The 11,296-nt window shown below is 68.3% G+C and carries 14 protein-coding genes; 8 read left to right on the top strand and 6 right to left on the bottom strand.

Annotation, left to right across the window (positions count from 1 at the left end; genetic code table 11):
- Positions 1-326 precede the first annotated feature (326 nt).
- From AC1DOC_RS05680 to AC1DOC_RS05645, 8 genes are read left to right on the top strand one after another with little or no spacing between them, the layout of a single operon-like run.
- Positions 327-1,244 (top strand): dihydrodipicolinate synthase family protein, encoded by a 918-nt coding sequence (locus AC1DOC_RS05680; protein WP_478080375.1) that lies wholly within the window; start codon positions 327-329, stop codon positions 1,242-1,244.
- Positions 1,245-1,289: 45 nt separating this feature from the next.
- On the top strand, positions 1,290-2,429 hold the full coding sequence (locus AC1DOC_RS05675; RefSeq protein WP_478080376.1) for a branched-chain amino acid ABC transporter substrate-binding protein: 1,140 nt from the start codon (positions 1,290-1,292) through the stop codon (positions 2,427-2,429).
- 14 nt (positions 2,430-2,443) lie between these two features.
- On the top strand, positions 2,444-3,394 hold the full coding sequence (locus AC1DOC_RS05670) for a 4-hydroxyproline epimerase (RefSeq protein ID WP_478080377.1): 951 nt from the start codon (positions 2,444-2,446) through the stop codon (positions 3,392-3,394).
- An 11-nt stretch (positions 3,395-3,405) separates the two neighbouring features.
- Positions 3,406-4,512, top strand: a complete 1,107-nt coding sequence (locus AC1DOC_RS05665) for an NAD(P)/FAD-dependent oxidoreductase (protein WP_478080378.1) — start codon at positions 3,406-3,408, stop codon at positions 4,510-4,512.
- Positions 4,509-4,757, top strand: coding sequence for a (2Fe-2S)-binding protein (locus AC1DOC_RS05660; protein ID WP_478080379.1), 249 nt, complete (start codon positions 4,509-4,511; stop codon positions 4,755-4,757). The genes AC1DOC_RS05665 and AC1DOC_RS05660 overlap by 4 nt, the downstream gene beginning before the upstream one ends.
- Positions 4,754-6,049, top strand: a complete 1,296-nt coding sequence (locus AC1DOC_RS05655) for an FAD-dependent oxidoreductase (protein ID WP_478129513.1) — start codon at positions 4,754-4,756, stop codon at positions 6,047-6,049. The genes AC1DOC_RS05660 and AC1DOC_RS05655 overlap by 4 nt, the downstream gene beginning before the upstream one ends.
- 35 nt (positions 6,050-6,084) lie before the next feature.
- Positions 6,085-6,753 (top strand): GntR family transcriptional regulator, encoded by a 669-nt coding sequence (locus tag AC1DOC_RS05650; protein WP_478081755.1) that lies wholly within the window; start codon positions 6,085-6,087, stop codon positions 6,751-6,753.
- 52 nt (positions 6,754-6,805) lie between these two features.
- A complete protein-coding gene (locus AC1DOC_RS05645) occupies positions 6,806-7,729 on the top strand; it encodes a fatty acid desaturase family protein (protein WP_478081753.1) in 924 nt (307 codons plus the stop codon).
- A gap of 21 nt (positions 7,730-7,750) precedes the next feature.
- On the opposite strand, the gene AC1DOC_RS05640 is transcribed toward AC1DOC_RS05645, so the two are convergent.
- The 6 genes from AC1DOC_RS05640 to AC1DOC_RS05615 form a co-directional block, all read right to left on the bottom strand.
- Positions 7,751-8,065, bottom strand: a complete 315-nt coding sequence (locus tag AC1DOC_RS05640) for a hypothetical protein (protein WP_015867953.1) — start codon at positions 8,063-8,065, stop codon at positions 7,751-7,753.
- An 86-nt stretch (positions 8,066-8,151) separates the two neighbouring features.
- Positions 8,152-8,322, bottom strand: a complete 171-nt coding sequence (locus AC1DOC_RS05635) for a hypothetical protein (protein ID WP_015867952.1) — start codon at positions 8,320-8,322, stop codon at positions 8,152-8,154.
- Positions 8,323-8,420: 98 nt separating this feature from the next.
- On the bottom strand, positions 8,421-9,851 hold the full coding sequence (gene dbpA / locus AC1DOC_RS05630; RefSeq protein WP_478129512.1) for an ATP-dependent RNA helicase DbpA: 1,431 nt from the start codon (positions 9,849-9,851) through the stop codon (positions 8,421-8,423).
- An 88-nt stretch (positions 9,852-9,939) separates the two neighbouring features.
- A complete protein-coding gene (gene infA / locus AC1DOC_RS05625; protein ID WP_015867950.1) occupies positions 9,940-10,212 on the bottom strand; it encodes a translation initiation factor IF-1 in 273 nt (90 codons plus the stop codon).
- Between the two features lie 61 nt (positions 10,213-10,273).
- The gene (locus tag AC1DOC_RS05620; RefSeq protein WP_015867949.1) at positions 10,274-10,534 is read right to left on the bottom strand and encodes a hypothetical protein; all 261 of its coding nucleotides are present in this window, start codon (positions 10,532-10,534) and stop codon (positions 10,274-10,276) included.
- 388 nt (positions 10,535-10,922) lie between these two features.
- A partial coding sequence (locus AC1DOC_RS05615; protein WP_478129511.1) for a sugar phosphate isomerase/epimerase family protein occupies positions 10,923-11,296 on the bottom strand: 374 nt, incomplete at its 5' end.

Genomic DNA, 11,296 nt, shown 5'->3' with positions numbered 1-11,296 from the left:
CCTTTATTTCGCTGCGGGGAGCACCCGATGCCCTGTGCACGAGGCACGCTGTCGGTTCGCGGCTGATCAACCAGTGCTCTGAACACGAGCACGCCGATGGGGTGCCTTGCGCAGCGAAATTAAGGGGGAGGCCGCAGGCCGGAGGACATTCGCGGAGCAAGGTACCCCGTCGGCGTGATCGCGCCCTGGATAAAGCGTCCCGCCTTCGCCTAAATATCACACAAGAACCCGACCCGGAAGAGCGCCCACCCCACGCATATCTTGACGATATATCGCTAATATATTTAAAGTAGACCCTTCCCCACCGCACATCCAGGAGCGCTCACGTGACCCAACCCCGCTGGCAAGGCATCTTTCCCGCCATCACCACCAAGTTCCACGCCGACGAAAGCATCGATGCCGAAGGCACCGCGCGGCACATCGACTTCCAGATCCGCAACGGCATCCACGGCCTCGTCACCTGCGGCTCGCTGGGCGAAGCCAGCACGCTCACGCTCGAAGAAAAGCTGCAGGTCGCCCAGATCGCGCTCGAAGCCGCCGACGGCCGCATCCCCGTGCTGGCCAATGTGTCGGAAACCAGCACGCGCGAGGCGCTGCGCTATGTCGACGGAGCCAACAAGCTCGGCGTGGCCGGCTTCATGGTGATGCCTTCGGTGATCTACGTGGCCGATGCGCGCGAAGCCATGCTCAATGTGCGCACCATCGCCAACGCGGCGCAAAAACCCATCATGGTCTACAACAACCCGGTGGCCTATCGGGTCGACCTGAAGCCCGAGCACATGCTGGAACTGGCGGACTGCGAATGGATTGCGGCCATCAAGGAGAGCTCGGACGACATCCGCCGCATCACCGACCTGCGCAACACCGTGGGCGACCGCTACCAGCTGTTCCTGGGCGTGGACGACCTGGCCTACGAAGGCCTGGCGCTGGGCTGCGATGGCCTCTTGGCCGGCGTGGGCTGTGCGTTCCCGCGCGAGACGGTGGCGCTGTACGACCTGATGAAGGCGGGCCGCTTCGCCGAGGCGCTGAAGCTCTACCAGTGGATGACGCCGATGCTGCACCTGGACGTGTCGACCAAGCTGGTGCAGAACCTCAAGCTGATCGACGTGCTGGTGGGCGTGGGCAGCGAGCACATGCGCCGCCCGCGGCTGTCGCTCATCGGCGAGGAGCGCGCCGCCATCGAGGCCATCGTGAAGAAGGCGCTGGCCACGCGGCCTGTGCAATACCAGTCGGTCGTGTCATAACGCGCGCTCTCACTCTTTTTTCATCGTCCTTACCTGGGAACAAGCATGAAGTCCAAAGCACACATGATTCCGTTTCTCGGCCTCGTGGCGGCCATCGCCGTTGCAGGCCACGCGCATGCGCAGCAGGAGCAGGTCGTCAAGATCGGCCACAGCGGGCCGCTCTCGGGCCCCAATGCCTTCGCGGGCAAGGACAACGAAAACGGCGTGCGCCTGGCCATCGAGGAACTCAACGCAAAGAAGATCACGGCCGGCGGCAAGACGCTGAAGTTCGAACTCGTGTCCGAAGACGACCAGTGCGACGCCAAGTCCGGTGTCAGTGTGGCGCAGAAGTTCGTGGACGACGGCGTCAAGTACGTGATGGGGCCGTACTGCTCGGGCGTGGCCATTCCGGCGTCGCGCATCTATGCCGACGGCGGCACCATGGTCTCCACCGTGGGCACCAACCCGAAGGTCACGCAGGGCGGCTACAAGAACCTCTTTCGCATCATCGCGAGCGACAACCAGATCGGCTCCAGCATGGCGGTGTATGCGGCCAAGGTGCTCAAGGTCAGCAAGGTGGGCGTGATCGACGACCGCACCGCCTTCGGCCAGGGCCTGGCGGAAGAGTTCAGCAAGGAAGCGAAGAAGCAGGGCCTCACCATCGTGGGCCAGGAGTTCACCACCGACAAGGCCGTGGACTTCACCGCCATCCTCACCAACATGAAGGCCAAGGCGCCCGAAGCCATCTTCTTCGGCGGCTATGCGCCGCAGGCCGCACCCATGGCGCGCCAGATGAAGCAGCTGGCCGTGCCCGGCAAGCTGCTCGGCGGCGACACCGTCTGCAGCCCGGCCACCGGCAAGCTCGGCGGCGACGCGGTCAACGACCTGGTGTTCTGCGCGCAGGGCGGCTCCATCCTTGAAAAGGCGCAGAGCGGCCCGGCCTTCAAGGCCAAGTTCAAGAAGCGCTTCAACGCCGATGCGGATGCGTATGCCGCCTCGTACTACGACCAGCTGATGTTCATCGGCGAGTCGATGCAGAAGGCCAACTCCACCGACCCCGACAAGGTGGGCGCCGAGCTCTACAAGACCACCTACAAGGGCGTGGCCGCGACCTACAGCTACGACGACAAGGGCAACATGAAGCAGGCGCCGATCACGGTGTTCACCTTCAAGAACGCCGCGCCCGTTCCCCTCGCGAGCTACTGAGCCTGAAGGACGACRTGCAGCGCATCCAGGTCATCGATTCGCACACGGGCGGCGAGCCCACGCGGCTGGTGGTCGGCGGCTTTCCCGACCTGGGCAGCGGCACCATGGCCGAGCGCCGCGCGCTGCTGGCCGAGCGGCACGACCAATGGCGCGCGGCCACGGTGCTCGAGCCGCGCGGCAGCGACGTGGTGGTCGGCGCGCTCTTGTGCGAGCCGGTGTCGAAGGATGCCGCGGCCGGCGTGGTCTTCTTCAACAACACCGGCTATCTCGGCATGTGCGGCCACGGCACCATCGGCCTGGTCGCGAGCCTCGCGCACATGGGGCGCATCGGCGCCGGCGAGCACCGCATCGAAACACCCGTGGGCACCGTCACCGCCACGCTGCATGCCGATGGTTCGGTCAGCGTGCGCAACGTGCCGGCGTATCGGCACCTGCACCAGGTGGCGGTCGAGCTGCCCGGCCATGGCACCGTGCGCGAGACTGTGCGCGGAGATGTCGCCTGGGGCGGCAACTGGTTCTTCCTCGTGAGCGAGCACGGCCAGCGCGTGGCCCGCGACAACCTCGCCGCGCTGACCGGCTACACCGCCGCCTTGCGCCGCGCGCTCGCGGCGCAGGGCATCACGGGCGCCGAGGGCGCGGAGATCGACCACATCGAACTCTTTGCCGACGACAGCGAAGGCGCCGACAGCCGCAACTTCGTGCTGTGTCCCGGCAACGCCTACGACCGCTCGCCCTGCGGCACCGGCACCAGCGCCAAGATCGCCTGCCTCGCGGCCGACGGCAAGCTCGCGCCGGGCGAAGTGTGGACGCAGGCCAGCGTGATCGGCAGCCGCTTCGAGGCCAGCTACACGCTGGAAGACGGCGGCAAGGTCGTTCCGACGCTGCGCGGCCGCGCCCACGTCAGCGCCGAAGCCACGCTGCTGATCGACGACAGCGACCCCTTCGGCTGGGGCATTCGGCTCTGACGCCGCACGGCATGGATGCGGATGCCATCGTCATCGGCGCCGGCATCGTCGGCGCCGCCTGCGCGCATGCGCTGGCGCAGGCCGGCCGCCGCGTGCTGGTGCTCGATGCGCGCATCGGCGGTGCCACCGGCGCGGGCATGGGGCACCTCGTGGTGATGGACGACAACCCGGCCGAGCTTGCGTTGAGCCGCCATTCGATCGCGCAGTGGCGCGCCCTGGCGCCCCGCATGGGCGAAGACTGCGCGTACCGCGCCTGCGGCACGCTCTGGATCGCGGCGAACGAAGAAGAAATGGCCGAGGCCGAGCGCAAGCGCGAGCGGCTGCATGCACACGGCGTCGACAGCCGCCTGCTCGATGCGCCCGCGCTCGCGCGCGCCGAGCCCGCGCTGCGCAAGGGCCTCGCAGGCGCGCTCGAAGTGCCCGGCGACGGCATCCTCTATGCACCGAATGCGGCGCGCTGGCTGCTCGCAGAGGGCGGCGCTTCGATCCGCGTCGAGCACGCGATGGTCGATGCCATCGAAGACGACGGCACGCTGCGGCTCGCCGACGGCAGCCGCCGCAGCGCGCCGCAAATCGTGTTGGCGAACGGCATCGAAGCCGCGGCGCTCTGCCCCGAACTTCCGATCCGCCCCAAGAAGGGCCACCTGCTGATCACCGACCGCTACCCGGGCACGGTGCGCCACCAGCTCGTCGAGCTCGGCTACGTGACGAGTGCGCACCACAGCGATGGCGATTCGGTCGCCTTCAACGTGCAGCCGCGGCCGACGGGCCAACTGCTGATCGGCTCCTCGCGCCAGTTCGGCATCACCGATCCGGCGGTCGAAGCGCCGATGCTCGCGCGCATGCTGCAGCGCGCGCTCGGCTACCTGCCGGGGCTTGCGGAGCTCAACGCGGTCCGCTCGTGGACCGGCCTGCGTGCGGCCACGCCCGACGGGCTGCCGCTGCTGGGCAAGCACCCCTGGCGCGAGAAGCTCTGGCTCGCGGTCGGCCACGAAGGCCTGGGCGTGACCACCGCGCCGGGCAGCGCGCACCTGCTCGCGGCGCTGATGACCGGCGCTGCCCCTGAGTTCGATGCGGCGCCCTATGCGCCGCGCGGGCTGCTGGAGAAGCGCGCATGAGCGGCGAGACCTTGCTGCACATCGACGGCCAACCCGTCCGCGTGAAGGCGGGCAGCTCGGTCGCCGCCGCCTTGCGGGTGGCCGGCGGCATGGGCGTGGCGCGCAGCTCCGCCACGGGCCAGCCGCGCGCGCCCTTCTGCGGCATGGGCGTGTGCCAGGAATGCCGCGTGCGGATCGATGGCCGGCAAAGGCTCGCCTGCCAGGCGGTCTGCGCCGAAGGCATGCGCGTGGAGACCTCGGCATGACGGCCATGGCGCTGGCGCACTGCGACCTGCTGATCGTCGGCGCAGGCCCGGCCGGCATGGCCGCGGCCGTGGCGGCAGCGCCGAGCGGCGCATCGATCGCCGTGATCGACGACAACCCCGCGCTCGGCGGGCAGATCTGGCGCGACGGGCCCGGCGCGTCGCTGCCCGTGGCCGCGCGCAGGCGGCGCGATGCGCTCGAGCGCCACGCCAACATCCGCGTGTGCAGCGGCACGCGCGTCGTCGCGGCGCCCAGACGCGACGAACTGCTGCTCGAAGATGCCGAACGCGGCTGGCGCATGCGTTGGAGCAAGCTGATCCTCTGCACCGRCGCGCGCGAGCTGCTGCTGCCCTTCCCGGGCTGGACGCTGCCCGGCGTCACGGGCGCGGGTGGGTTGCAGGCGCTCATCAAGGCGGGGCTGCCGGTCGAGGGCGAGCGCATCGTGATCGCCGGCAGCGGGCCTCTGCTGCTGGCTGCTGCATCAACGGCGCGCGCGGCGGGCGCCAAGGTCGTGCGCATCGCCGAGCAGGCGTCGTTCGCGGCGGTCGCGGGCTTTGCCGCCAGCCTGCTGCGCTGGCCGGGCAAGGCGATGCAGGCGGTGACGCTGGCCGATCCGCAGTACCGCACTTCGTCGCGCATCGTCTCGGCCCACGGCGGCACGCAGGTCGAATCGGTTCGGCTCCTGCTGGGCGAGCGCGAGGTGGAGATCGCCTGCGAGCGCATCGCCTGCGGCTTCGGCCTCGTGCCCAACATACAGCTCGGCCGGATGCTGGGCTGCGCGCTCGCGCCTGCCGATGGCGGAGCACAGGCGCTGGCCGTCGATGCGCTGCAAGCCACCAGCCTGCCCGGCATCTACGCAGCCGGCGAATGCACCGGCTTCGGCGGCAGCGAGCGCGCGTTGGCCCAGGGCACCATCGCCGGCCATGCGGCCGTTGGCAACGAGCGCGCCGCGAAGCAGAACGAACGCGAGCGCGCCCGCTGGAATGCCTTTGCCGCGCAGCTGCACCGCAGCTTCGCGCTAGCCCCCGCGATCCGGCAGATGCCGCAGCCCGACACTCTCGTGTGCCGCTGCGAAGACGTGCCCTTTTCGGCACTTGCGGATTGCAGCGGCTGGACCGACGCCAAGCTCCACCGCCGCTGCGGCATGGGCGCCTGCCAGGGCCGCGTCTGCGGCGATGCGGCGCAGTTCCTGTTCGGCTGGACCCCGCCCGCGCCGCGGCCGCCGCTCTCGCCGGCGCGCATCGCCACCCTGGCCGGCCTCGCGCGCCCGGATGGCGATGTGGACCGACAATGAAGCCGAAGCAGCACCAGCACCCGCAAAACAAAACAATGGCCCCCCCGAAGACCGCGCCCCGCCCCCAGCCCAAGCGACGGGCCGCCGACCTCGCCTACGACGCGATCGAGACGCTGCTGTCCACGCTGCAATTGGAGCCAGGCAGCCAGATCGTCGAGGCCGAACTCGCCGAGCGCACCGGCCTTGGCCGCACGCCGGTGCGCGAGGCGCTGATGCGCATGGTGTCCATCGGCCTCATCGTGCAGCAGCCGCGCCGCGGCCTGCTGGTGTCGACCATCGACTTGGCCGACCACCTCGACGTGATCCAGACCCGGCGCGTGCTCGAACGGCTGATCGCGGCCTGCTCGGCGCGCCGCGCCACCGCGCTGCAGCGCAAGGAGATCGTGCGCTGCGCCGAGCTGATGGTGAAGGCCGCCCATCGCGGCGACCTGAACGACTACATGCAGGCCGACCGCGCGCTCGACCTCGTCAACCACCAGGCGAGCCACAACGATTCGGCAGTGAAGGCCGTGATCCCGCTCATCGTGCAGTGCCGCCGCTTCTGGTACGCCTACCAGCACGAAGGCGAGATCGTCGAAGGCGCCAATGCGCACCTCGAACTCGCGCAGGGCATCGCGACCGGCGACGAGGCCGCGGCCATTGCCGGCGCCAACCGCCTGATGGACTACCTCGAGCTGTTCGCCCGCAAGGTGATCGACAACTGAGGTCCGGGGAATTCCGCGTGCCGCGGCCGGGCCATCGGCGCATACTGGCCCGATGGCCGTCGCCCCCCGCGCGCAACCCGAGGACTTCTTCTCTACCGAAGAGTGGCAGTCGCTCACCAGCCGTTCTTCATGGAAGGGCCTGTGGCTGGTGGTGCACTGCTGGGGCGTCATCGGCGCCGCGATGCTCGCGGGCATCCTGTGGCCGTGGACCGTGCCGCTCATGGTGCCGATCGTCGGTGCGCGGCAGCTCGGGCTCTTCATCCTCATGCACGACGCCGCGCATGCGGGCCTGCACCGCAATCGCCGGATCAACGACTGGGTGGGCTACTGGCTGTGCTCCTCCACGCTGCGCGACTACCGGCCCTACCACCTGCAGCACCACCGCTTCGTGCAGCAGACCGAAGACCCGGACCTCGTGCTGTCCGCGCCCTTCCCGATCTCGCGCGATTCGATGTGGCGCAAGGTCGTGCGCGATTTGAGCGGCCAGACCTTCTACAAGCAGCGCTTCGGCCACATTGCCGAGGGCATTCGGCATCGTGCCCCCGGCGAATCGGCGCTGAAGGTATTCGTGCGCGAACTGGCGAAGGACCGGCGCTTCCTGGCCGGCAACGGCCTCGGCTTCCTGGCCTTCGCGCTGGCCGGATATGGATGGGCCTGGCTCCTGATGTGGCTGCTGCCCATGGCCACCTGGCTGCCGCTCGTGAGCCGCGTGCGCAACATCGCCGAGCATGCGCTGGTGGCGCAGAACGAGGCCGATCCGCTGCGCCAGGCGCGCACCACGCATGCCGGCTGGCTCGAACGCGCGCTGGTGGCGCCCTACTGGGTCAACTACCACTGCGAGCACCACATGTTCACCAGCCTGCCCTGCTGGAGCCTGCCGAAGGCGCACCGGCTGCTGCAGCGGCGTGGCGCCATCGCGCGCATGGAAGTGCAGCCCGGCTACCTGAGCCTGCTCAGGCGCGCCGCGCCGGCCTGACGGGTGCCCGTCCGCTCTGCGTCAGTCCGCAGCCAGCTCGGGTCCGGGCCAGCCCAGCAATTCAGCCAGCCGCTGCACGATCCAGCCGGCCTCGGCGGCCGACACGCCGGCTTCGGGCGCCCTGAGCCCGGCGTGGATGCGCCGCAGGATCTCGCTCTCGACCGGCACCTCGGTGTGGTGCTGGATCTGCGCGTGGCCCACCAGGTGGCTGGCCAGGTCCTCGCAGATCTCGTAGCGCTCGCGCACCACGCCGATCGGCTCCGAGAGGCGCTGGCGCGCATCGCTGTAGACCGCGAAGAACGAGGGCGGAATGAAGATCTGGTTGTCGTCGGACATCGCGGATTGGCTTGATGGCGGTCCCAATGACAAAACGCGCCCGGGGGCGCGTTCGTCGCGGCTCTTGCGAGCCTCCGGGGGCCGGATCAGCCGCCCTTCTTGGCGCGCTTGCCGGGGTTCTTCTTGCTGCGCGTGGCGGTGCCGCGTTCCAGGCTGACCTTCTGGCCGCCACCGGACTTGGGCAGGGCGTAGCCGGGCATGGGCGTCGGCTTCGGGGTGGCAACGCGGTCGGCTTCGGTACGAATTTTCTTGGGCATGAAAAGCTCGGGTAAAAAGTGATGTTCGAGGCTCAATTAGGCCACAGCGGGGATTTTGCCTGCCGGAAGCCGAAGCAACCGGCACGGCGGGGTGACTTTCAGAGCTCCAGCAGGCGCACCTTCACGCTCTTGCCCTTCACGCGGCCGCTCGAGAGCTTGCGCGCCGCTTCGGCCGCAATGCCGCGCTCCACGGCCACGTAGGTCGAGAACTCGTTGACGTTGATCTTGCCGACCTGGTCCTTGGCGTAGCCGCAGTCGCCGGTGAGCGCGCCCAGCACGTCGCCGGCGCGGATCTTCTCCTTGCGCCCGCCCACGATCTGCAAGGTGGCCATGGGCGGCGCGAGCGGCGCGCCCCGGGCCGGCGTGAGCTCGGCCAGCGGGTGCCATTCGGATTCGCGGCCCTGCAGCTGCTCGATCTTGCCGACGCTGCCCATCTCGTCCATGCTCGCCAGGTTCAGCGCGAGGCCCTCGGCGCCGCCCTGCTGGCCCACGCGGCCGGTGCGGCCGATGCGGTGGATGTGGATTTCGGCGTCGGGCGTCACGTCGACGTTGATCACGGCTTCGAGTTGCGCAATGTCGAGCCCGCGCGCCGCAACGTCGGTCGCCACCAGCACCGAGCAGCTGCGGTTGGCAAACTGCACCAGCACCTGGTCGCGCTCGCGCTGCTCCAGTTCGCCGAAGAGGGCCAGCGCGCTGAAGCCCTGGCCCTGCAGCACTTCGACGAGGTCGCGGCACTGCTGCTTGGTGTTGCAGAAGGCCAGCGTGCTCACGGGGCGGAAATGGTCGAGCAAAAGGCTCACGGCATGCAGCCGTTCGCTTTCCTTCACCTGGTACCAGCGCTGGCGGATCTTGCTGCCTTCATGCTGCGCCTGCACCGTGATCTGCTCGGGGCTCTTCATGAACTGCTGCGCGAGCTTGGCGATGCCTTCGGGGTAGGTGGCCGAGAACAGCAGCGTCTGGCGCTCCTTGGGGCACTGGCGCGCCACCTTGACGATGTCGTCGAAGAAGCCCATGTCCAGCATGCGGTCGGCTTCGTCGAGCACCAGCGTGTTGAGCGCCTCGAGATTCAGGTTCTCGCGCTCCAGGTGGTCCATGATGCGGCCGGGCGTACCCACCACGATGTGCGCGCCGTGCTCCAGGCTGGCAATTTGCCCGCGCAGCGCGACGCCGCCGCAGAGCGTGACCACCTTGATGTTCTCTTCCGCGCGCGCCAGGCGGCGGATTTCGGTCGTGACCTGGTCGGCCAGTTCGCGCGTGGGGCACAGCACCATCGCCTGGATGGCGAAGCGGCGCGGGTTCAGGTTGGAGAGCAGCGCGAGCGCAAAGGCGGCGGTCTTGCCGCTGCCGGTCTTGGCCTGCGCGATCAGGTCCTTGCCGAGCAGCGCCGGCGGCAGCGCGGCCGCCTGGATCGCCGTCATCTGCGTGTAGCCCAGCTGCGTCAGGTTGGCCAGCATCTGGGGCGAGARCGCCAGCGTGGCAAAGCCGTTGCCGGCTGGCGGGCCGCCGGCGGTGGAAGGGGATGTGGTCATCGATTTGCAGCCGGGCGGCCGCAACAAAAACAAAGGCCTTGCCAAGCGCCCGCGCGGGGCGCTTGCAAGGCCCTTCGTCCGTCGCGGATCAGCGGCGAGGTGCGTTGTTGTTGCCGGAGTTGGTCGGCGGCGGGCCGCGACGCTCCAGGTGGCGGAAGGTGATACGGCCCTTGGTCAGGTCGTAGGGCGAGAGTTCGAGCGACACCTTGTCACCCGCCAGGATGCGGATGTGGTGCTTGCGCATCTTGCCGCCGCTGTAGGCGATCAGCTGATGGCCGTTGTCGAGCGTCACGCGGTAGCGCGAGTCGGGCAGGACTTCGGTCACTGCGCCGTTCATTTCGATCAGTTCTTCCTTGGGCATGTGTGATTACCTCTGAATTCTCGTTCGATGTGTGTTGGAGATGAAGATGGGCGTAATTGTTTCAGCCCGCGCACGGCAAAGCGAGCGGCGCGCTGCGGGGGTGGCGTTCGCGCACCCAGCCGAGCCCCTGGGCGACGGCATAGCGTGCCGCGGCGGCGTGGCTGGCAAAGCGCGGCGTGAAACGCATCACGCGGTCGTGCATGCCGCTGCCCCGGCCGGAGCGGATCGAGACGGATGCGGCGAAATTGCCGTCGTCCTGGTGGCGGATGAGCGGAGAAACAAGGTACTTGCCCACCGCGATACTGTGTTGAATGATGTCCATGAAGCCTTGGCACCCTGCGCGGAAAGTGTGCGCAAGATGCCGGAAAAATAATTGAAAACGGGCGTGGGCCGGCCGGAATGGCGCGGCGGACGCGCTATTCGCTTCAACAAGAACGAAGGCAGTGGTGGCAATCATGGGCGCCCGGTCTGGCGCTCCAACACACTGTGAAGCCGGCTTGGGGGAAAGAGGCCTGAAAAATCCAAGGGACAGTGCAGGTCAGCCGGCGGAGTGACGAAAAGTGCTTCGTCGTGGTATCGAAACGAACCCGGCATTATAGCCCGCGGGGCATGACAGTTGCTTGTCTTAAAAACAACGCCGTGGCGAATTCGGCATCAAACACCCGCCGGCCAAGTGTTTGATGCTATCAAAAATATAGCTCAAAAGCGCTTCAGCCGATCCCCAGCATCCGCTTGTTGGCGGCCACGTCCACGCCGCCCGCCGCAAAATCGTCAAAAGCCCGCTCCGCCACCCGGATGATGTGGTCGGCAATGAAGGCCGCGCCCTCGCGCGCGCCGTCCTCGGGGTGCTTGATGCAGCACTCCCATTCGAGCACCGCCCAGCCCGGGAAGTCGTACTGCGCCATCTTCGAGAAGATGGCGCCGAAATCGACCTGCCCGTCGCCCAGCGAGCGGAAGCGCCCCGCGCGGTTGATCCAGCTCTGGAAGCCGCCGTACACGCCCTGCTTGCCGGTCGGGTTGAACTCGGCATCCTTCACGTGGAAGATCTTGATGCGCTCGTGGTAATGGTCGATGTAGGCCAGGT

This window comes from Variovorax sp. 01T439_2, from assembly GCF_056398445.1.
Note: the sequence above shows the minus strand (reverse complement) of the source record. Positions and strands in the feature narration are given on the sequence as shown.

Excerpts from the sequence above, each read along its gene's own strand:
- AC1DOC_RS05675 (WP_478080376.1), top strand. The coding sequence starts at position 1,290 with ATGAAGTCCAAAGCACACATGATTCCGTTTCTCGGCCTCGTGGCGGCC.
- AC1DOC_RS05665 (WP_478080378.1), top strand. The coding sequence starts at position 3,406 with ATGGATGCGGATGCCATCGTCATCGGCGCCGGCATCGTCGGCGCCGCC.
- AC1DOC_RS05660 (WP_478080379.1), top strand. The coding sequence starts at position 4,509 with ATGAGCGGCGAGACCTTGCTGCACATCGACGGCCAACCCGTCCGCGTG.
- AC1DOC_RS05650 (WP_478081755.1), top strand. The coding sequence starts at position 6,085 with ATGGCCCCCCCGAAGACCGCGCCCCGCCCCCAGCCCAAGCGACGGGCC.
- AC1DOC_RS05645 (WP_478081753.1), top strand. The coding sequence starts at position 6,806 with ATGGCCGTCGCCCCCCGCGCGCAACCCGAGGACTTCTTCTCTACCGAA.
- AC1DOC_RS05640 (WP_015867953.1), bottom strand. The coding sequence starts at position 8,065 with ATGTCCGACGACAACCAGATCTTCATTCCGCCCTCGTTCTTCGCGGTC.
- AC1DOC_RS05635 (WP_015867952.1), bottom strand. The coding sequence starts at position 8,322 with ATGCCCAAGAAAATTCGTACCGAAGCCGACCGCGTTGCCACCCCGAAG.
- infA (WP_015867950.1), bottom strand. The coding sequence starts at position 10,212 with ATGCCCAAGGAAGAACTGATCGAAATGAACGGCGCAGTGACCGAAGTC.
- AC1DOC_RS05620 (WP_015867949.1), bottom strand. The coding sequence starts at position 10,534 with ATGGACATCATTCAACACAGTATCGCGGTGGGCAAGTACCTTGTTTCT.